The sequence below is a fragment of the Pseudomonas sp. MF6755 genome, from assembly GCF_016405635.1.
Taxonomy (GTDB): Bacteria; Pseudomonadota; Gammaproteobacteria; order Pseudomonadales; family Pseudomonadaceae; genus Aquipseudomonas; species Aquipseudomonas haemolytica.
Genome location: NZ_JAEKDA010000006.1, coordinates 33,327 through 54,102, shown reverse-complemented (window position 1 = coordinate 54,102; position 20,776 = coordinate 33,327). Strand labels below are relative to the sequence as shown.

At 61.2% G+C, this 20,776-nt stretch carries 19 protein-coding genes; 10 read left to right on the top strand and 9 right to left on the bottom strand.

Annotated elements, in window-relative coordinates:
- Window positions 1–40: 40 nt before the first annotated feature.
- Window positions 41–1,327, bottom strand: a complete 1,287-nt coding sequence (locus JFT66_RS09025; protein ID WP_153838827.1) for a serine/threonine transporter — start codon at window positions 1,325–1,327, stop codon at window positions 41–43.
- A 62-nt stretch (window positions 1,328–1,389) separates the two neighbouring features.
- On the bottom strand, window positions 1,390–2,766 hold the full coding sequence (locus JFT66_RS09020; protein WP_034118256.1) for an L-serine ammonia-lyase: 1,377 nt from the start codon (window positions 2,764–2,766) through the stop codon (window positions 1,390–1,392).
- A gap of 137 nt (window positions 2,767–2,903) precedes the next feature.
- Here JFT66_RS09020 and JFT66_RS09015 point away from each other — a divergent pair, with 137 nt between their 5' ends.
- Window positions 2,904–3,851 (top strand): LysR substrate-binding domain-containing protein, encoded by a 948-nt coding sequence (locus JFT66_RS09015; RefSeq protein WP_034118257.1) that lies wholly within the window; start codon window positions 2,904–2,906, stop codon window positions 3,849–3,851.
- A 213-nt stretch (window positions 3,852–4,064) separates the two neighbouring features.
- Window positions 4,065–4,475, top strand: coding sequence for an HPF/RaiA family ribosome-associated protein (locus tag JFT66_RS09010; RefSeq protein WP_034118258.1), 411 nt, complete (start codon window positions 4,065–4,067; stop codon window positions 4,473–4,475).
- A gap of 54 nt (window positions 4,476–4,529) precedes the next feature.
- Here JFT66_RS09010 and JFT66_RS09005 read toward each other — a convergent pair whose 3' ends face one another.
- Window positions 4,530–6,041 carry an MFS transporter gene (locus JFT66_RS09005; protein WP_198859137.1) on the bottom strand — a complete coding sequence of 504 codons (1,512 nt, stop codon included), beginning with the start codon at window positions 6,039–6,041 and terminating at the stop codon, window positions 4,530–4,532.
- Between the two features lie 105 nt (window positions 6,042–6,146).
- On the opposite strand from JFT66_RS09005, the gene JFT66_RS09000 reads away from it, so the two are divergent.
- Entirely contained in the window at window positions 6,147–7,022 is an 876-nt protein-coding gene (locus JFT66_RS09000) for a LysR family transcriptional regulator (RefSeq protein ID WP_198859136.1), read from the top strand.
- 135 nt (window positions 7,023–7,157) lie between these two features.
- Here the strand turns inward: JFT66_RS09000 and fecA are convergent, their stop codons facing one another.
- The 3 genes from fecA to JFT66_RS08985 all read right to left on the bottom strand — a co-directional run bounded on the left by fecA (window position 7,158) and on the right by JFT66_RS08985 (window position 11,011).
- Complete coding sequence (fecA, locus tag JFT66_RS08995) at window positions 7,158–9,494, bottom strand: TonB-dependent Fe(3+) dicitrate receptor FecA (protein WP_198859135.1); 2,337 nt, start codon at window positions 9,492–9,494, stop codon at window positions 7,158–7,160.
- Window positions 9,495–9,584: 90 nt separating this feature from the next.
- Entirely contained in the window at window positions 9,585–10,526 is a 942-nt protein-coding gene (locus tag JFT66_RS08990) for a FecR domain-containing protein (protein WP_034118262.1), read from the bottom strand.
- Window positions 10,523–11,011: a sigma-70 family RNA polymerase sigma factor gene (locus tag JFT66_RS08985; RefSeq protein ID WP_198859210.1), complete on the bottom strand. Its 489-nt coding sequence runs from the start codon at window positions 11,009–11,011 to the stop codon at window positions 10,523–10,525. Before JFT66_RS08985 ends, JFT66_RS08990 begins: the two co-directional genes overlap by 4 nt.
- A gap of 170 nt (window positions 11,012–11,181) precedes the next feature.
- On the opposite strand from JFT66_RS08985, the gene JFT66_RS08980 reads away from it, so the two are divergent.
- The 6 genes from JFT66_RS08980 (at window position 11,182) to JFT66_RS08955 (ending at window position 17,336) form a co-directional block, all read left to right on the top strand.
- A complete protein-coding gene (locus JFT66_RS08980) occupies window positions 11,182–11,484 on the top strand; it encodes a DUF3649 domain-containing protein (RefSeq protein ID WP_034118264.1) in 303 nt (100 codons plus the stop codon).
- Entirely contained in the window at window positions 11,481–13,055 is a 1,575-nt protein-coding gene (locus JFT66_RS08975; protein ID WP_198859134.1) for a PepSY-associated TM helix domain-containing protein, read from the top strand. Before JFT66_RS08980 ends, JFT66_RS08975 begins: the two co-directional genes overlap by 4 nt.
- Complete coding sequence (locus JFT66_RS08970; RefSeq protein ID WP_153870267.1) at window positions 13,055–13,381, top strand: DUF3325 domain-containing protein; 327 nt, start codon at window positions 13,055–13,057, stop codon at window positions 13,379–13,381. The genes JFT66_RS08975 and JFT66_RS08970 overlap by 1 nt, the downstream gene beginning before the upstream one ends.
- 7 nt (window positions 13,382–13,388) lie before the next feature.
- Window positions 13,389–13,967, top strand: coding sequence for an RNA polymerase sigma factor (locus JFT66_RS08965; protein ID WP_034118267.1), 579 nt, complete (start codon window positions 13,389–13,391; stop codon window positions 13,965–13,967).
- A complete protein-coding gene (locus tag JFT66_RS08960) occupies window positions 13,964–14,941 on the top strand; it encodes a FecR family protein (protein ID WP_198859133.1) in 978 nt (325 codons plus the stop codon). The genes JFT66_RS08965 and JFT66_RS08960 overlap by 4 nt, the downstream gene beginning before the upstream one ends.
- Window positions 14,942–15,095: 154 nt before the next feature.
- Window positions 15,096–17,336 carry a TonB-dependent receptor domain-containing protein gene (locus JFT66_RS08955; protein WP_198859132.1) on the top strand — a complete coding sequence of 747 codons (2,241 nt, stop codon included), beginning with the start codon at window positions 15,096–15,098 and terminating at the stop codon, window positions 17,334–17,336.
- A 138-nt stretch (window positions 17,337–17,474) separates the two neighbouring features.
- On the opposite strand, the gene JFT66_RS08950 is transcribed toward JFT66_RS08955, so the two are convergent.
- Entirely contained in the window at window positions 17,475–17,825 is a 351-nt protein-coding gene (locus JFT66_RS08950) for a glutaredoxin family protein (protein WP_034118270.1), read from the bottom strand.
- Entirely contained in the window at window positions 17,825–18,829 is a 1,005-nt protein-coding gene (gene yejK / locus JFT66_RS08945) for a nucleoid-associated protein YejK (protein WP_198859131.1), read from the bottom strand. The genes JFT66_RS08950 and yejK overlap by 1 nt, the downstream gene beginning before the upstream one ends.
- A 396-nt stretch (window positions 18,830–19,225) precedes the next feature.
- On the opposite strand from yejK, the gene JFT66_RS08940 reads away from it, so the two are divergent.
- Complete coding sequence (locus JFT66_RS08940; protein ID WP_005785131.1) at window positions 19,226–19,507, top strand: HU family DNA-binding protein; 282 nt, start codon at window positions 19,226–19,228, stop codon at window positions 19,505–19,507.
- A 79-nt stretch (window positions 19,508–19,586) separates the two neighbouring features.
- Here the strand turns inward: JFT66_RS08940 and rlmF are convergent, their stop codons facing one another.
- On the bottom strand, window positions 19,587–20,606 hold the full coding sequence (gene rlmF / locus JFT66_RS08935) for a 23S rRNA (adenine(1618)-N(6))-methyltransferase RlmF (RefSeq protein WP_034118272.1): 1,020 nt from the start codon (window positions 20,604–20,606) through the stop codon (window positions 19,587–19,589).
- Between the last annotated feature and the right edge of the window lie 170 nt (window positions 20,607–20,776).

Here is a 20,776-nt window from a genome sequence, read left to right as displayed (position 1 = left end):
CACATTTGACCTGTGTTGTTATTGAGGGAAGTGACCTGTTTCAGGGCATCACGGAAAAAACGATCGCAGACAGCGCAATCAGCCCGATCACCACCACAAACACATTCGACAGCTGGCCCGAATACTGGCGCAAAGATGGCACGCGGCGAATCGCGTACATCGGCATCAGGAACAGCAGGCACGCGATGATCGGCCCGCCCATGGTTTCAATCATGCCCAGGATGCTCGGGTTGAAAGTCGCCACTGCCCAGCAGGTCAGCACCATGAACAGTGCGGTGCAACGCTCCAGCCATTTTGCCGACATCGAGCGATTGCGCCCGCGCAGGGATTTGACGATCAGCCCCTGGAAGCCTTCGCTGGCGCCGATGTAGTGGCCCAGGAAGGATTTGGTAATCGCCACCAGCGCGATCAACGGCGCGGCATAGGCGATCACTGGGGTTTGGAAGTGGTTGGCCAGGTATGACAGGATCGAGATGTTCTGCGCCTTGGCGGCCGCCAGGTCAGCCGGCGACAGGGCCAGTACACAGCTGAAGCAGAAGAACATCACCGTCAACACCATCATGCCGTGGGCGGTGGCGAGGATGCCGCTGCTTTTACGCTCGGCCTGGGCGCCGTACACGCGTTTCTGGTCGACGGCGAAGGCGGAGATGATCGGCGAATGGTTGAACGAGAACACCATCACCGGGATCGCCAGCCACAGGGTCTTGAAGAACAGCGGCAGCGGCATGCCTTCGCTGGCGGAGGCGAAGAACGCGCCATTCCAGTTGGGAATCAGGCTGACAGCCAGCAGCAACAGCGCGGCGACGAAGGGGTACACCAAGACGCTCATGGCCTTGACGATCACGCCCTGGCCGCAGCGCACAATGGCCATCAGGCCGAGGATCAGCACCAGGGACAGCAGCGCCCGGGGCGGTGGGGTCATGTGCAGTTGATGCTCCATGAAACTGCCCAGGGTGTTGGTCAGCGCTACGCTGTACACCAGCAGGATCGGGAAGATCGCAAAGAAGTACAGCAGGGTGATCAGCTTGCCGGCGCCGACACCGAAATGTTCCTCGACCACGTCGGTGATGTCGCCGGATTTGCCCGACAACACAAAACGCGTCAGCCCACGGTGGGCGAAGAAGGTCATCGGGAAAGCCAGCAGCGCCAGCACGATCAGCGGCCAGAAGCCGCCGACGCCGGCGTTGATCGGCAGGAACAGGGTGCCGGCGCCAATGGCGGTGCCGTAGAGGCCGAGCATCCAGGTGGTGTCGTGTTTGGTCCAGCCGGTGGTCACCGTTGCTTCTGAAACAGGATTGTCGGCAGCAGGTGTACGTACATCAGTCATCGGTATTGCCTCGTTATTATTTTTGCGCGGGCTCACGTATGGGGCGGGTAGCAGTGCTCCGATCAGCACTCCACCCAGCTGACCGCCAGGCCGCCCCGTGAAGTTTCTTTGTATTTGTCATGCATATCGGCGCCGGTATCACGCATGGTGCGGATGACCCGGTCGAGGGAGATGAAGTGCTTGCCGTCACCGCGCAGGGCCATTTGCGTGGCGTTGATCGCCTTGACTGCAGCGATGGCGTTGCGCTCGATGCACGGCACTTGCACCAGACCGCCGACCGGGTCGCAGGTCAGGCCGAGGTTGTGTTCCAGGCCGATTTCGGCAGCGTTTTCCAGTTGCTCCGGGGTGGCGCCGAGGATATCGGCCAAGCCGGCGGCGGCCATGGCGCAAGCCGAGCCGACTTCGCCCTGGCAGCCGACTTCGGCGCCGGAGATCGAGGCGTTTTTCTTGCAGAGGATGCCGACGGCGGCGGCGGCCAGGAAGAAATTGACCACGTCGTCATCGGACGCGTCAGGGTTGAACTTCATGTAGTAATGCAGCACTGCCGGGATGATCCCGGCCGCACCATTGGTCGGCGCGGTGACCATGCGCCCGCCGGCGGCGTTTTCTTCGTTGACGGCGAGGGCGAACAGGTTGACCCATTCCATCGCAGATAAGGTCGAGGTGATGACGTTGGGTTTGCCGATTTCCAACAGGCTGCGGTGCAACTTGGCTGCGCGCCTTGGCACGTCCAGGCCACCGGGCAGGATGCCTTCGTCGCGCAGGCCCTGTTCCACGCATTCGCGCATCACCGACCAGATATGCAGCAGGCCGCTGCGGATTTCTTCGTCGCTGCGCCACGCACGTTCGTTGGCCATCATCAGTTCGGAAACTCGCAGGCCGTGCTTGTTGCACAAGGCCAGCAGTTCCACGGCACTGGAAAAGTCGTAAGGCAGTTCCACATCGCTGCTCGGCGCAATGCCCGAGGCCGCTTCGGCGGCTTCGATGATGAAGCCACCGCCCACCGAGTAATAGGTTTGTTCGCTCAGCAGGCCTTTGTCGCCATAGGCGTGCAGGGACATGGCGTTGGGGTGGTAGGGCAGGCTTTCGTCCAGTAGCAGGAGGTCGGCATGCCAGTTGAAGGCAATTTCCTGGGAACCCGCGAGCAGCAATTGGCCGGACTCGCGTAATTGCTGGATACGCGCATTGATCGAGGTGGGGTCGACCCGGTCCGGCCATTCGCCCATCAAGCCCATGACACAGGCGCGGTCGGTGGCATGGCCGATGCCGGTGGCGGACAACGAGCCGTACAGGCGCACTTCGACGCGGCGGGTTTGACTGAGTAAATGCTGGTCGGTCAGGGCCTGGGCAAAGGTTGCCGCAGCGCGCATCGGGCCGACGGTATGGGAACTGGAGGGACCAATGCCCACCTTGAATAGATCAAAAACACTGATAGCCATGCTAAACCCTTACAAGCAATGGAGTAGAAATCGCTGCCATGTTTTGTAGGACGAGCGCAATTGGCGCGATACTGAGCCTCTGGATCGGCACTGACCAACGAATTATCCTAAGACACCCTTTAGCAGGACTAAACGCTATGACTCGCCCCCTTCACGGCCAGACCTATGTCTGGTTGCACGTGTTTTCCTGCGCGGCACGGCATTTGTCGTTCACCCGTTGCGCCGAAGAACTGCACATCACGCCGGGGGCGGTGAGCCAGCAGATTCGCCAGTTGGAGGAGCGCCTGGGGTTTCGGCTGTTTCATCGGCGGGCGCGGGGCGTAGAGCTGAGCGCCGAGGGGCAGCGCCTGTCGGCGGTAGTGGGGGAGGCGTATGGCAGCATTGATGCGGAGTTGCAGCGCCTGGATGCGGGGATGATCAGCGGCACTTTGCGCCTGCGTTCGATCCCGTCGTTTCTCGGCAAGTGGCTGACCCCGCGCCTGCCACGCTTGCAGCAGCGTTTTCCAGACATTCAGCTACGCATGGTTGCCGAAGACAGCAGCATCGCCCTGCACGAAGGTGATTTTGACCTGGCCATTGACCTGAACGACGGCAGCTACCCCGGCCTGTTATCCACAGCCCTGTTGGACGAGCAGATATTCCCGGTGTGCGCGCCCAGCCTGTTGCGTGGCCGGCCGCCGCTGCATGGCCCGGCTGACCTTGCGCATTTTCCGCTATTGCACGACATCACTGCCTGGCGTGGGAGTTATGAATATGCCGAGTGGGAGTTCTACCTGAATGCCATTGGCTACCACGGCGCGGACGTGCGGCGCGGGCACACCTTCAACCGCAACCACCTGACCATCGAAGCCGCCATCGCCGGCATGGGCGTGGCCATTGCGCGGCGCACCTTGCTCAATGATGAATTGGAGCGCGGCACCTTGATCGTGCCGTTCGGCCTGGCCGTACCCAACCATAAACGCTACGTGCTGCTGTATGCGCCGGGTGCGTTGAGCCATCCGGGCGTGCGTGCGGTGCATGATTGGCTGGTGGAAGAAGCAGGGGTTTTTCGCGGATTGCACCCCTTGGGAGAGGGGCAATTGTGAGGTTGGTTGGACGTAAGAAGATGTAACTAACTCCCCACCCTAACAGCGTTTTTGCCCGGCGTCAGGGTTAATTTGTAATGTGGGATTTATCTTTGCAAAGGGGTTGAATTGTTTCAGCGGGTGCTCAATTGTGTAATCAGGAGGTCATGGTTTCACCACCCCGGTGTTGCAGTTTGTGACCTCTGGCGAGCTAGCTGAAATAAGGGAAGAACTATGCAAATCCAAGTCAATAGCGATAACCATATTGAAAGCAGCATCCGACTGGAGGAGTGGGTACGTACTACCATTGAGAGCACGCTCGAACGTTACGAAGAAGACCTGACCCGCGTGGAGGTCTACCTGCGGGATGAGAACGGCGACAAGCCCGGTCCCCACGATTTGAGTTGCCGCCTGGAAGCCCGGCCAAAGGGCCATCAACCAGTTTCCGTGTGCCATAAAGCCGATACGCTGGAACAAGCGATCGATGGCGCCGCCACCAAACTGGACCATGCGTTGGAACACCTGTTTGGCAAACTGCAAGGCAAGCCCCGCGCTGCCGCGAAAAACCAGCCAATCAACAAAGTGAATGAGGACGCACTCGAAGAGGAATTTCTGGAAAACGAAAACGCTGTAATTAACGGCTGACCGTTTTTTAACACCCCACTGAAAACGGGCCTGCACATGCAGGCCCGTTTTCGTTCAGCTACGGAGCCTGAAGAAATACCGGCTCAGTACTGCCAACCCGCACGCTCCCAAACCCGCGAACAGCATGGCCCAACCGGCGCCGCTGCGCAGTGCCGCCTGTGCATCGGGGGCAGTCAGCCCCGGCGCGTTCAACTTGCCTGCGGCAATATGTTGACTAAGGGTTGCCCACTCCAATGCTGTGCTGTCAGGCAGCACATTGGCCAGGTGATGGCTGATACCCAGCAACAGCACCAAGCCCATCAACGCGATGTTGAGTGCTAGGGTGATCAGCCGTGCGCTGAAGTCGATACCCGAGGCCATGCCCGCACGGTCGGCGGAAACGGCGCCGGTGGTGGTGTTGGTGGTGGGCGAGTTGGTCAGCGCCAGCCCAGTGCCGGCGATCACGCAACTGAGCAGCACCAGTGCAGTGTCGGGCTGTGCGGCGGTATTGACGGCGGCCATGGCCAGGAATCCCGCGCCCATCGCCCCCAGCCCCACGGGGATGATGCGCTCGGCGCCGTAGCGCAGGGCCAGGCGCTCGGCCAGCGGCGGCACCAGCAAAGTGGGCAAGGTGTAGGCGAGCAGGGCGGCGCCGGTGGTCAAGGTGTCGTAGCCCAGGCCCGCCTGGAAATACAACGGCAGGTAGATCATGAACGGCCAGAAGCTGAAGTTCATGCCGATCGAGCCCATCAATGCACCGTTGAAGCGCTGGATACGGAACACCGAGAAGTCGAACATCGGCTGGGCGCTGCGGCGTTCAATCAGGATAAACAGCAGCAGCGCCACCACTGACAGGCCGGCCCATCCCAGCATCGCCGGGGTGCCAAAGCCGTTGTCGCTGCCCTGGGTGATGAAATAGACCAGTGCGAACACCGCCAGCGTCAAGGTCAGCATACCGGCGATGTCGAGGCGATGGCTGGCCGGGTCACGAGATTCCTGCACGCTGACATGCAGTAGCGCCAAGGTGAACAGGGTCAGCGGCACATGCGCCAGGAACACCCAACGCCAGTCCGCCACGGCCAGGATCAATGCGCCCACCATCGGCCCGAACCCCAGGCCCACGCCGGCGATCACGCCCCATATCGCAAACGCCCGCGCTCGCGCCGCCGGTTCGCGGAACTGATGGGACAAGATGGCGAATTGGCAAATCATCATCGCCCCGGCGCCGATACCCTGGACAAACCGCGCCACGATTAGCGTGGAAGCGCTGTCGGCCAACCCACAGGCCAACGATGCCAGCCCGAACAGCCACAGGCACAACACCAGCATGCGCCGCCTGCCGAAGCGATCCGCCAATGTACCCGCTGCCATCAACACGCTGGTACACGCCAGGGTGTAGGCATTCATGATCCATTGGGCGTCCTGGAAGCCGGTGCCCAGTTGTTGCTCGAGCGTCGGCAGGATGACCGGCACGCTGGAGATTTCCAGGCCGAACATCAGGGCCACGAGGCAGACGGCGGTGAGGGCCAGGCCATTTCTGGTGGTGCGCGGCGGGCTGAGGGCCGATACAGCGGCGGCGGGTGGCATGGCAGGTTCCTTTAAATAGGTGAGAACACTATTCTCTCGGGAAGATGGTTCCTTATTCGTGATAAGTTTTCCGCTGATAAGGGAATAAAAGGCGACAATTGACTCATGGCTACCCCGCGTTTTGATGGTGTCGAACTGTTTTTGCAAATCGTCGAGAGCGGCAACCTGACTGAAGCTGCCGAGCGACTGAACCTCACGCGCTCTGCTGTCGGTAAAGGCTTGGCGCGCCTGGAGGCGCGGCTAGGTACTCGCTTGTTGCAGCGCTCTACGCGGCGTCAACGGTTGACCGAGGGTGGGCAGGCGTACTACGAGCATTGCTTGCGCGCGCTGGCCGAACTGGAAGCCGCCGAATCGGTGCTGGAAAGTGGCCGGCAGCAGCCACGTGGACGGCTGCGAGCCAGCGTGCCGTTGGCCTTTGGTCACCACTATGCGGCCCCGGCGTTGTGGGGCTTGATGGATCGTTACCCTGAGCTGGAAATCGAGATTTGCTTCTCCGACCGCATGATCGATCTGGCGCAGGAAGGCTTCGATTTGGCCGTGCGGATCGGCCCGTTGCCGGATACCGACCGCCTGAGTGCACGCCGCCTGGGGCAGCAAGTCATGGGGCTGGCGGCGTCACCGGCGTATGTGCAGCGCAGGGGGAGCATTGAAAGTATCGAAGACTTGGCCACTCATCGCGGCATTGCCTACCGCAGCAATACCACCGCGCATCACTCGCGCCTGGCCTCGCCCTTGGTGTTGGATGACCTCCAAGCGGTAGCGGACGCCGCCATCGCGGGCGTGGGCCTGGCCTGGTTGCCGAGTTGGCTGATTGCCCACTATGCGTTGCGGGGGCAACTGCAGGCGGTATTACCCAGCTATCGCGAGCAGCCGGCGCCGATCCATGTCATCTGGCCGACGGCGGCGCATATGCCGGCCAAGACGCGTTGTGCCATCGATGCACTGGTGGCGGCCACGCCCAGTTGCCTGGCGGGTAGCTGAAGCCACTGGGGACCAATGTGGGAGGGGGCTTGCTCCCGATGGCGGTGTATCAGTGGCAAATTTACCGACTGACACACCGCCATCGGGAGCAAGCCCCCTCCCACAGTTGGTCCTGTGTTGTTCTGCAGACTTCAATCAGAACGCGATAGAGGTCTGCACATACAACGTGCGCGGCTCACCCACATACTTGCCCTTGTTGTTGTCGTCGAACGAGCGGGTGTAGTACTGCTTGTTGAAGATGTTCTTCACCCCCACCGCCACATTCAAGTCCGACAATTGCGGGCCAAAGTCATACGCCGCACGGCTGCTGAACAGCATGTAGCCGGGGATCCGCCCATTGGCACCGTCGGCGCTCTCGGCCTGGGTGTTGGCGTTGTCGGCAAACTGGCTGCTCTGGTAGCTGCTGTCCAGGTTGAGCTTCCATGGGCCTTCGGTGTAACCCACGCCGAGGGTGCCTTTGTGCTTGGACGAGAAGGGCACACGGTTGCCTTTGTTCGAGCCGTCTTCGCGGATGGTCGCGTCGACATAGGCGTAGGTGGCGTACACATCGAAACCGGCCAGCGCCGGGCTCAGGCCGTCGAGGGCATAGTTGATGCTCGACTCGATGCCCTGGTGGCGCGTTTCACCACGGGCAATCACCGTGTCGTTGGTCTGGTTGCTGTCGTACTGGTTGTCGAAGTTGATCAGGAACGCGCCGATCTCCGCACGCAGGGTGCCGTTGTCATAGCGTGTGCCGAGCTCCCAGGTGCGGGCTTTTTCCGGCTTCACTTCGCCGCTGTTCACGCGGTTGGGCATCTGGCTGTACTGCACGCTGCCGAACGAGCCTTCGGTGTTGGCGTAGAGGTTCCAGTCGTCGGTGAGGTGGTAGAGCACGTTCATTGCCGGCAGTGCGGTGTTGTAGTCGCCCTTGTATTTGACGTTGCTCAGGTTGTTGGTCTGCTGGGACTCGATCATCTCGTAGCGGATGCCCGGGGTGATGGTCCACTTGCCGATATCAATGCGGTCGTCGATGAAGAACGCGTTGGCTTCGGTGCCGCCGCGCGTGTCGCGGTCGTTGCGGCTGTTGGTGGTCGGGATTTGCTGGTTGGCGGCAATCGGCGTGCGGTAGCGCAATTCGTGGCCGGCTTCATTGATGTAGCGGTAGCCCACGCCCACTTCATGGCTGGTCGGGCCGAGGTCGAAGCCCTGGGCGAAGCGGGTTTCCAGGCCGCGTACCCAATATTCGCGGGGCGATAGCGACAGGAAGCTGCCCTGGTCCAGGTAGCCGCTGCGCAGGGTTTTGGTAAAGAAACTGTTGACCGTGAATTCGCGTCGGTCCTGCTCGTAGCGATAGCCGACGTTGAACATCGTACGGCGGCCCCAGAATTTATCGTAGGGCCGGGTCGACTGGTACGGGTCGGCCTTGTAGTCCTTGACGTTCAAACCGCCGGGCATATCGGCTTGGCCTTCGTAGTACTGCGCCATGGCGTTGAAGCTATTGGCGTCGTCCAGCTGGTATTTGCCCTTGAGGATCAGGTCGTCGATGCGCGTGTTGCTGTTTTCGCGCCAGTCGCCGCCGCGGGTGCCGGAGTACAGGATCGCGCCGCCCAGGCCATTGTCGCCAGTGCCGCCGGCCAGCAGGTTGCCGGTGGTCTTGAAACCGTCGTGGCTGGAAGACGGGCTGGTCTCGGTCTGCAAGCCGCCCTTGACCGTGGGCGTATCCGGGATGGCGCGGGTGACGAAGTTGACGATGCCGCCGACGTTTTGCGGGCCGTAACGCACCGCGCCGCCGCCGCGTACCACGTCCACCGCGTCCATATTGCCCATGCTGATCGGCGCAAACGACAACTGCGGCTGGCCGTAGGGCGCGAAGGGCACCGGAATGCCATCCATCAACACCGTGGAGCGCGACGCCAGGCGTGGGTTGAGCCCGCGAATGCCGAAGTTCAGCGCCATGTCGTGGCTGCCGGTGCCGTTGTTTTCCGGGGCGTTGACGCCGGGGATGCGGTTGAGCACGTCGCGGGCCTGGGTGGCGCCCTGGCGCTCGAACTCCTCACGGCGGATGACGTCACGGGCGCCGGGGTGTTCGAACACATTGGTTTGCGCCGCGTCACCGAGCCAGTCGCCGACCACGTTGGAGGTCTGCAATTCCAGAGTGGTGGGAGCACCAGCCGGTTGCAGGCTGAAGGCATTGTCGCCCTCGGCCCGGGCTTGCAGGCCGGTGCCTTCCAGCAGTTTCTGCAGCCCGTCGGCAGCGCTGTAATTGCCCGACAGCCCACGGCTTTGCAGACCGGCAGTCACTTCAGAACCGAAGGACACCAGCACACCGGCTTCGCGACCAAATTGATTCAGGGCCGCTTCCAGGGTAGTCGGCGCGATGTGGTAAGCCTTGGCGTCAGCCGCCATCGCAGGGGGCAGCACGGTCAGGCTGAGGCTGGCGCCCAGTAGGAGTTGGCGCAAGGTGCGGGCAAGAAGCGTCGGTTGCTGGGGCATGAAGGCGGTCCTGAGAAGGAAGGATCAAGGTGGCTTTCCTTCTCTGTCACGCGAGGTACGGAAAACGGCTCACACACAGAAAAAATAAATTCAGGCACGCGCCTGCACGGTCACCCAATAGCGCGTAAAGCGCCGCACTTTCACCGGCAGGCTGACCTCCAGCAGGTCGAGGATGCGTTCGCTGTCATCCAGCGGGTAGCTGCCGGACAGCAGCAGGTTCGCCACTTGCGGGTCGCAGTTGAGCTGGCCGCGGCGATAACGCCCCAATTCGCTGAGGAAGTCTTCCAGGCGCATATGCGCGGCCACCAGCATGCCGTCGGCCCAGGCGCCGCTGTTGGCGTCGGTTGGGCGTGGGGTGTCCCAGCCTTTGCGGGTGAAATTGACCTGGCGTGCCGCCTCGACGCTCAGCGGCAGGCCACTGTAGCTGTTGGGCATCACCTCGACCTGGCCGGCCAGCACCGCCAGTTGGGTGTGGTCGTTGAACTGGCGCACATTCAGGCGCGCTGCCTGGCTGCTGATCAGGCCCTGGCCGGTCAGCACGCGCAAGGGCGTATTACCTGCACGGGTGGTCAGCAGAATTTCGCCTTCGAGCAGGCGGATGAGCCGTTGCCGCCCATCGAAATGCACATCCACCGCGCTGCCCGTATTGAGTTTCAGCTGGCTGCCATCGGCCAGTTGTACGGTACGACGCTGGCCCACCGGGCTGCGATAGTCGGCGCTCAACGGCGGCAAGATATGGTGCTGGCGCAGGCTCCAGGCCGCCGCCGTACCGGCACCGAGGATCAACAGCAGCTTCAGCGCCTGGCGTCGGCTGTTGGAGGTCGGTGCATTCAACGTCGCATGGGCCAGCGGCGAGGGCATGCCGCGCAGGCGTTGGTTGACCCGTTGGATCTGCTCCCAGGCGCGCTGGTGTTCGCTGTGAGCGTCCAGCCATTGTTGCCAGGCTGCTTGTCGGCGTGGGTTGAGCGTGCCTTGCTGCATTTCCAGCAGCCAGTGCACGGCTTGCTCGGCGACTTGGCTGGAGACGTTCATAGGGCGAAATAGCAGCGCATGGCCGCTTTAGTCAGGTGGCGTTTGACCGTGGCGATGGAGATGCCCAGTTCCGCGCTGATCTGCGCGTAGGTCAGGCCATCGAGTTGTGCCAGCAGGAAGGCGCGTTTAACCAGTCTGGGCAAGCCGTCGAGCAGTTGGTCCAGCTCCAGCAGGGTTTGCAGGATGATTGCGCGGTCTTCTTCCGACGGTGCCACATGTTCGGGCATTTGCGCCAAGGCATCGAGGTAGGCGCGCTCCAGGTCCTGGCGGCGATAGAAGTTGAACAGCACGCGCTTGGCCACGGTGGTGAGGAAGGCGCGGGGCTCGATCAGCGTCGGGGTTTCCCGCGCGCTGAGCACCCGAATAAAGGTGTCCTGCGCCAGGTCGGCGGCGTTTTCCGGGCAGCCGAGCTTGCGTCGCAACCAGCCGGTGAGCCAGTGGTGATGGTCGTTGTACAGAACTTCGACAGTGTTGGACGGCTGCAACGCGATCACTCCATAAGCATCGGCATGCTTTAGAGAACAAGAATTGTTCGCATTGTAGGGCGCAGGACAAGGTTCGGCAATCCGCCCGCGCAGGTGATTCATCCGTTCTCTTTTGCTTATGAGAATATTTATCATTAATATTGCGCGCTGATTAACTTGGCGCCTGCCGCATGAAAAGCAAAACCTCATTGCCCGTTCCCTATCGCCTCGCCGTCACCTCGCGTGTGCTGGCGGCCGTTGTCGGCGGCTACTTGATGGCGTCCCTGGCCGCCATCTGCCTGGCCCTCTGGCTGCCCACCTCCCGCGCCGATGCGGTGGTCACCGGCATGATGAGTTCGTTTGTGTTCTACCTGCTGGCGGTACTCTGGTGCTTCGCCTGCCGTACGGCGTGGCGTGCCTGGGCAGGGGTGATGGTGCCGAGTGCGCTGTTCGCCACCCTGGCCGGTGTAGGTTTCTGGATGGTGCGCACATGAAAGAGGGCTTTCGCCAGGCCATGGCCTGGCTGCACACCTGGGCCGGTTTGATCTTCGGCTGGCTGCTGTTCGCGATTTTCCTGACCGGCACCCTGGCCTATTTCAAAGACGAAATAACCCATTGGATGCAGCCCGAAGTGCAGGCCCATCCCCTGGATGACGGGCGCAGCCTCGCCGTGGCGCAAAGCTATCTGCAACAGCAGGCGCCCACTGCTGCACGCTGGTTCATTACCTTGCCGACCAGCCGTGACCCCGGCTTGTCGGTGATGTGGCAAGACAAGGTCGAGCCCGGCAAACGTGGCAACTTCATCCAGAAAGTCCTTGATCCTGTCACCGGCCAGCCCGTGCAGGCCCGTGAAAGCAAGGGCGGCGAGTTCTTCTATCGTTTCCACTTCCAGTTGCAAATGCCCTACCCGTGGGGTCGCTGGCTGTCGACCATCGCGGCCATGGTGATGTTTGTCGCGCTGATCACCGGCATCATCACCCACAAGAAAATCTTCAAGGACTTCTTCACCTTCCGTCCGCGCAAAGGCCAGCGCTCCTGGCTGGACGGGCACAACGCGGTGGGTGTGCTGGTGCTGCCGTTTCACCTGATGATCACCTACAGCAGCCTGGTGATTTTCATGAACATGGTCATGCCCGCGCCGATCATGGCGTCCTACGGCGATGACAGCCGGGCGTTCTTCAATGAGTTGTTCCCCAGCACCAATAACGCGCCGGCCCTCGGCCAACCGGGGCAGTTACTGCCGTTAATGCCGATGTACCAACAGGCACGGGAGCAGTGGGCGGGCGGCCATGTGGGGCGCGTGGCGGTCAACAACCCCAGCGATGTCAACGCCTCGGTCAATGTGTTTCGCGCCGGCTCCGATAGCGTAGTGCATGCCTCAGGCAGCACCTTGTCGTTCAACGGCACCACCGGCGAGCTGTTGCACGCCAGTGGGGAGTCGTCTTTGCCTGCGGTGATCAGTGGCAGTTTCTACGGTTTGCACATGGGCCATTTCGCCGGCCCGGTGCTGCGTTGGCTGTACTTTATCTGCGGCCTGGCGGGCACGGCGATGATTGGCACCGGGCTGGTGATCTGGCTCGGCAAGCGCCAGCTCAAGCACGCCAAGAGCGGTGTTATGCCCTTTGAGCTGCGCCTGGTGGAAGTGCTGAATATCGCCAGCATGTCCGGCTTGATGATCGCGATCGCCGCGTTCTTCTGGGCCAACCGGCTGTTGCCGGTGAGCTTCGCCGAACGCTCCGACTGGGAAGTGCAGGCGTTCTTTATCGCCTGGGGCCTGACTGTGATCCACGCCATGCTGCGTCGCGGTCGCCAGGGCTGGGTCGAACAACTGAGCATCGGCGCGTTGCTGTTTGCGGCGATCCCTCTGCTTAACGCCCTCACCACCTCGCAGCACTTGGGTGTTTCCCTGATGAACGGCGACTGGGCCATGGCCGGCTTCGACCTGACCTGCCTGGCCAGCGGCGTGTTCCTCGCCTGGGCGGCCTGGAAGATGCACCATCGCGCCGCACCGCAACCCAAGGCCGAACGTGCGCGTGGGTTGACGCTCAAGCAGGAGGCCAACTGATGCTCCTCGCGCTGCTGATGTGCTACGCCGGGTTTACCGCACTGTGCCTGTCCACCGATCGTCACCACGGCGAGCTGCTGCACAGTAAACCCTCGCCCGCTCGGCGCCTGGGGCTGCGGCTGGGCGGTTGGTTGCTGCTGATTGTCTCGATCTGGCCAGCGGTGCTTGCCGCAGGCTGGAGCCAGGGCCTGGTGGAGTGGTGTGCGGTATTGATGCTCAGCGCCTTGGTGCTGGTGTTGCTGTTGCCGTATCGGCCGAGGCTGGCCTTGACCCTGGCGGGCGTCGGCTTGCTGGCCAGCCCTGTTGCGGCGTTCGCCCTGTCCTGAGGCTGCCATGATGATCAGCACTCCGCCGGAACCCCAGGACAACCCGCACACCGATGCGGCCGGTGGGCGTGCGCATTTCCTGCAGGTGTTCTTGTCCCAGCGTTCGCAAATGGAGGCGCTGGTCAGCCGCCGTGTCGGTTGCCGCGCCACCGCGGCCGACCTGGTGCAGGATTTGTTCCTGCGCTTCTGGCGTCGCCCCTTGGTTCAGGTTGAAGAACTCAGTACCTACCTGCTGCGCTGCGCCGGCAATATCGCCATCGACCACCTGCGCAGCGAAGGTGCGCGGGCCCGCAGCAGTGAAGGCTGGTTGCCCGAACAGCCAGATCACCAGGGTTGCGAACCCCAGGCGGCGCTGGAAGCGGGTAACGACCTGCGCCATGTGGAGGCTGCTTTGCGCAGTTTGCCCGAGCGCACCCGCCAGATTTTCCTGCTTAACCGTATCCACGGGCGCAAGTACGCAGAAATTGCCAAGGCCATGGGGCTGTCCCAAAGTGCCGTGGAAAAACATATGATGCGCGCCCTCGAAGCCTGCAAGGCCAGCCTTCGTGAACCATCGCCGCCACGCACGCCAGGGAAAGCACCGTGAACGTTACGCCCACGCCCGCCCAGGAGCAGGCCGCACTCGACTGGCTAAGCCTGCTGCATGACCAGCCCAGCAGCGGCGACCAGGCCACGTTCAGCCGCTGGCTGCGCGCCGATCCTGCGCATGTCGAGGCTTACGCCCAGGCCCAGGTGCTGTGGGAGCTGAGCGAAGTACCCGCACGCAAGCTGGCCGATGAGGATGCGCTGGCCTTGCAGGCGTACCTCAATAAAATGAACACCGCCAAGCGCTCCCGTGCAGCGCGTTGGTCCGGCGCCTTGGCCATTGCCGCCTGCCTGCTGGCGATGGTGTCGATGGGCGCCGGTTGGCAGCCGTCGCGCTGGGTCGATGAACTGGGTGCCGATTACGTGACGGCGCCGGGGGAGGTGAAGACCTTCACCCTGGCCGATTACTCCAGGGTCACCCTCGACGCCGACAGTGCCATCGCCCTAGATTTCAGGCATGGCGAACGGCGTATCCAACTGCGGCGGGGGGCGGGCTTTTTCAGCGTGACCCACACCGGCCAGCCCTTTGTGGTGCAGGCGCGTGGCGGTGAAGCGCGGGTACTGGGCACACAGTTTGAGGTTCGCCTGCAACCCGCCGGGGCAGAGGTCACTGTGTTGTCCGGCCGGGTGGGCGTGACGCCATCGAAACAGGGCCCGCAGCAGGTTCTGACAGCCGGCCAGCAAGTGGCTTACGCCGATGGTGTCGCCGATGTCATGCACGCTGTCGACGGCGAATCTCGCCTGGCCTGGCGCGATGGCTGGCTCAACTACTACAAGGCGCCGCTGGCCGATGTGGTTGAGGACTTGCGGCGTTATTACCCTGGCCGAATTCTTCTGCTTAATGACGAGATGGGCGCCAAGCGCGTCAGCGGCAGTTTCCCGAGCAAAGACCCGGTGGCGGCCTTGAACGCCTTGCAAGCAGTGCTGGGCTTTGAACAGCACAGCCTTCTGGGGCGCGTCATCGTGTTGCGCTAGGCGCAGCACCGTTCACCGAACCTTCATCGCAATCACCAAAACCTGTCACCAAACGGTTACACGTGCCGTGGATCATCCCTGGGTTCCTGAGCAAGTGGTCAGGAAGAGCACCTCTGCCCCATACAACACAACAATGTCAGTAAGGGATCTACACGTGAACTACAACACTCTTTATGCCCTGCTTCTGGCATCGGGCCTGGGCGGCTTTGCGCCGCTGGTGATGGCTGATGACACACAGGACGTGGGTTCGGTGAACGTTGCCGGCAAGCAAACCCTGGGCAACGGCCACATGATTCGCGAAGAAAGTGCCAAGGCGCGCTCGACGGTGACCAAGGAAGCCATGGACGAAATGTCGGCCACCGCCAACGCCATCGACAAGCTCAAATACACCCCGGGCATCAACGTTTCCAGCGACGACGCCAGCGGTACCAGCGGCACCAACTTCACCATGCGTGGCATGAGTTCGGACCAGGTCGGTGTTTCGGTGGACGGCGTACCGATCAACGATTCAGGCAACTACAGCGTTTACTCTAACCAGTTGGGTGACCCGGAAAACCTCGCCGAGGTATTCGCCACCCAGGGTTCCTCCGAGGCCGACGGCCCGCACATCGGCTCCAGCGGCGGCAATATCGGCATGATCACCATCCGGCCGACCAAGGACGCCGGGGTGTTCGCCAAGCAGATCGTCGGCGCCAATGCCCTGCGCAAAACGTTCGTGCGGGCGAACACCGGTGATTTTGGTGGCCTGAAAACCTGGGTCTCGGCGTCACACCTGGAAGGGGACAAGTGGCGCGGCAAGGGCACCCTGCGCAGCGATAAAATCGAGTGGAGCAGCCTGTTTGAAGGTGACAACGGCAACTCCACACTGGCCACGGTGAAGTACAACAAACAGGAAAACTACAACTACAACAGCCTGAGCAAGTCGCAGTTCGACAATGAGGGACGGCGCAAGGACTACGCCGAAAGCCCGGTGTATAAGGCCGGCTTGTTGTCTGCCTCCTACAAACTCAACCGCAACCCATTCGAAAGCGTCAACGCCACGCTGACCCAGCGCTGGCAACTGCAGGACAATTTGTCGCTGACGGTCACGCCGTACTACTACTGGTCCAATGGTGGCAGCTTCAGCGGCCAGACCGCCTCCAGCCTGGGGCCGAAGTCCGACAAGGCCGGCAACTACGACCTGAGTAACTTGCAATCGGCCAACTACTATCGCCCGTCATGGACCGAGACCTGGCGTCCCGGTGTCACTGCCAAAATGAAGTGGGACATCAACGAAGAGCACAGCCTGGACTATGGCTACTGGTATGAACGCGCACGCCAGCGCCAGACCCAGCCATTTATCGGGATCAACGGCGAAGGCGCGCCGGATGATGTGTGGGGCGACTACAACAGCGGTGGCCAGGTGGTCGACAAGAACGGCGCGACCGTACAAGGCCGCCACTACTACACCGTCACCCCGTCGCAGAAACTCTGGGTGCAGGACAGCTGGCAAGCCACGCCGGACCTGAGTTTTGTCGGTGGCGTGGCCTACCAATACGTCGAGCGTGACGGCAACAACCTCGGCAGCCTTTACGACAAACCGGAAAAACGTAACACCCGCTATCACCAGTTCCTGCCCAGCTTCAGCGCCAAGTACCAGGTCGATGAGAGCAACCAGGCGTTCTACAACGTCACCCGCAACATGCGCACGCCGCCCAACTATGTGCTGTACAACAAGGGCGACTCCGTCAGCCTCAAGTCCGAGTTGAGCTGGAACCAGGAACTGGGCTGGCGCTACACCGAAGACGACATGGCGTTGAGCGCAACCCTGTTCTACATCAGCTTCAAGGATCGCCAAGTGTCGACCACCGACGCCGCCGGTGACTACATGGTGCTCAACGTCGGCAGCGTTGCTAACAAAGGTTTGGAACTGGAGTGGAGTGGCCTGTTGCCGCACAACTTCAACTACTACGCGTCTTACACCTACACCAAGTCCGAGCAGAAGGATGATTTGCTCAGCAAGAATGTGCTGCTTCCGACCTCGGGCAACCAATTGGCCAATGTGCCGGAAAACATGTTCAACCTGGTGTTCGGGTATGACGACTCGCGGTTCTACGGCAACATTGCGGGCAAGTACGTCGGCAGCTTCTACGGCGATTTGACCAACAAGGAAAAAATCGAAGGCCGTACGGTGTTTGATCTCAACGCCGGTATTTACTTACCGGTGGATAAGAGGGTCATCAAGTCGGCGACCCTGCGCCTGTCGATGCTCAACGTCTTCGACAAGGAGTACTTGAGTTCGGCGCGTACCGTGGCGTTCAACTCGGCGCCGGTCAACGGCCTGGCGCCGAGCACGGCGTACTACAACGTGGGGGAGGAGCGCACGGCGATGGTGTCTCTGGAAGCCAACTTTTAATCAGGCTGTCGCGGAAAAATGTGGGAGGGGGCTTGCTCCCGATAGCGGTGTGTCAGTCAGCTAATTTGTATCTGACACACCGTAATCGGGAGCAAGCCCCCTCCCACATTTAGTTCTGCTGTGCTTTTGAGAAGGGGGTTATTTCAGGGCCGCCATGATCGCATCCGGGTTGTAGTCGCGAATCAATGTGCCATTGACGTCCACAAACGGAATCCCACCGCCGCCCAACGCCTCATACGCCTTGCGCGCCTGGGCGTCTTTCTCGATATCCAGCGCCTGGTAAGGAATACCCTTCTGGTCCAGGAAGCGTCGGATCTGCTTGCAGTAGCCACACCATTCGGTGGCATAGAGCACCACGCGTGCCGAGGCGCGTACTTGCTCCGACACCACCTGGGACGGGTTGAACAGTCGCTCGACCTTGCCCCAGTTCTGGATCACTACCACCACCAGCAACACCAGCAGGACTTTCTTGAACACCCCGCCCAGCATCAGTTACGGCGCTTTAGCTGGTCGGTCAGTTGGGTCGGCAGGCCCTTGATGATCAAGGTGCCGGCGGCTTCGTCGTATTCGATCTTGTCGCCCAGCAGGTGTGCTTCAAAGCTGATCGACAAGCCCTCGGCGCGCCCGGTGAAGCGGCGGAACTGGTTGAGGGTGCGTTTGTCCGCCGGGATTTCCGGCGACAGGCCATAGTCCTTGTTGCGGATGTGGTCGTAGAAGGCTTTTGGCCGATCTTCATCGATCAAGCCGGAGAGTTCTTCCAGGCCCATCGGTTCACCGAGCTTGGCCTGGCTGCTGGCGTAGTCCACCAGGGTCTTGGTTTTTTCGCGGGCGGATTCGTCAGGCAGGTCTTCGCTTTCAACGAAGTCACTGAAGGCCTTGAGCAGCGTGCGGGTTTCGCCGGGGCCGTCGACGCCTTCCTGGCAGCCGATGAAGTCGCGGAAGTACTCCGAGACCTTCTTGCCGTTCTTGCCTTTGATAAAGGAGATGTATTGCTTGGACTGCTTGTTGTTCTGCCATTCGGAGACGTTGATGCGCGCCGCCAGGTGCAACTGGCCCAGGTCCAGGTGACGCGACGGCGTCACGTCCAGCTCATCGGTCACCGCCACGCCTTCACTGTGGTGCAGCAGGGCGATGGCCAGGTAGTCGGTCATGCCTTGCTGGTAGTGGGCAAACAGCACGTGGCCGCCGGTGGAAAGGTTGGATTCTTCCATCAGCTTTTGCAGGTGCTCCACGGCGATACGACTGAAGCTGGTGAAATCCTGGCCACCGTCAAAGTATTCTTTCAACAAGCCGCTGAACGGGTGCGCGCCGGACTCGGCATGGAAGAAACCCCAGGCCTTGCCTTGTTTGGCGTTGTAGCTCTCGTTGAGGTCGGCAAGCATGTTCTCGATGGCGGCTGACTCGGCAAGCTCGGAGTCGCGGGCATGGAGAACTGCGGGTGTGCCGTCGGGTTTTTTGTCGATCAGGTGGACGATGCAATGACGGATCGGCATAGGCTTCTCGGCTGGTTGAAGGGGGAGCGGTTGGCCTCCCCGAAAAGTCGCCCAGTGTACCGCACCCATTGGTCAAGACGTGCCTTGAAGCGCGTTTTGGCCCCCTCCGACCGGCCATATGCCTTTTTTTCACGGTTTAGAGCGATAAAGCTGACCAAATGGGTATGTTGAGGCGGATATTTCCCCGTCTCTGTGCTAGTTTTGCCCCGTCTTACGCCAAGTCTCGGCGTTAAGCGTGCATTCAGCATTTGTCAGGTCGAACCAATCCCCGTTTCAAGCATCTATAACCCCGATCTCTGTGGTTATGGTCGGGGATGCCAGGCCATGACGGTCGGGCTCGACGGCTGACACTGCACTCTGCAATCCATATGAATTTGATAGGGAAGGAACACCACAATGGCTTTGACTAAAGACCAACTGATCGCTGATATCGCTGAAGCTATCGACGCGCCAAAAACCACCGCGCGTGCTGCTCTGGATCAACTGGGCCAGATCGTTGCTGATCAGCTGGAAAACGGCGGCGAAATCACTCTGCCAGGCATTGGCAAGCTGAAAGTGACCGAGCGTCCTGCCCGTACTGGCCGTAACCCTTCGACTGGCGCTGCCATCGAAATCGCTGCCAAGAAAGTTATCAAGCTGGTTGTGGCTAAAGGCCTGACCGACGCTGTTAACAAGTAAGACGCAGTAAAAAAAAACCGTGCTCCGGAGTGATCCGGGCACGGTTTTTTGTTGCCTGCGGTTTTACCCTGATGAAGGGCTAGTCGCGAACCCAGCGCTGGCGCCAGATCTGCTGCTCGTTCTTGGTCTGGAACGTCCAGGCCACAAACCGGCTTTGCTTCTGCCCCTGGGACATCTCCACCACCTGGCTTTCCAGTACGCCGGCTTTTTTCAGCGCGGTCTGGATCACGGGCAGGTTTGACGCTTTTGACACCAGGGTGCTGAACCACAGCACCTTGTGGGCAAAATGCGCGCTCTCGGCAATCAACTGCGTCACAAAGCGCGCTTCACCGCCTTCACACCACAACTCGGCCGATTGGCCACCGAAGTTGAGTACCGGCAACTTGCGTTTCGGATCTGCCTTGCCCAAGGCGCGCCACTTGCGCTCGCTGCCCTTGGTGGCTTCGTCCATGGACGCATGGAACGGCGGGTTGCACATGGTCAGGTCAAAGCGTTCGCCCGGCTCCAGCAAGCCCAGCAGGATCTGCTTGGGGTTGGATTGCTGGCGCAGCTGGATGACCTTGCTCAGGTCGTTGGACTGCACGATCGCCTTGGCGGCGGCCACGGCGATAGGGTCGACTTCCGAGCCCAGGAAGTTCCAGCGGTACTCCATATAGCCAATCAGCGGGTAGACGCAGTTGGCGCCCATGCCGATGTCCAGCACCTTGACGATGGAGCCCCGGGGAATCTTGCCGTCGTTGACGCTGGCCAGCAGGTCGGCGAGGAAATGCACATAGTCGGCACGCCCTGGTACAGGAGGGCACAGGTAATCGGCCGGGATATCCCAATGCTGGACGCCATAGAACGACTTGAGCAACGCCCGGTTGAACACCCGCACCGCGTCCGGGCTGGCAAAATCGATGCTCTCTTTGCCATAGGGATTGATGATCACGAATTGCGCCAGTTCCGGCGTGGTCTTGATCAGCGCCGGGAAGTCGTAGCGGCCTGTGTGGCGGTTGCGCGGATGCAGGGTGGCCTCTTTGCGCGGCACCACGGGCTTGGCCGGGGTAGCGGATTTAGGCTTCTTGCGCGGAGGTTTAGGCGTAGTGGGGGCGGTCATGTTGATTCTGGTGTTGGCTCAAAGTGGCGGCCATTGTCACACATTCCCGAGCACAACTCGGTCAAATGTGGGAGGGGGCTTGCCCCCGATAGCGGTATGACTGTCAAAAATACTGAGACTGATACACCGCCATCGGGGGCAAGTCCCCTCCCATAGAGGCAAAAAAAGAG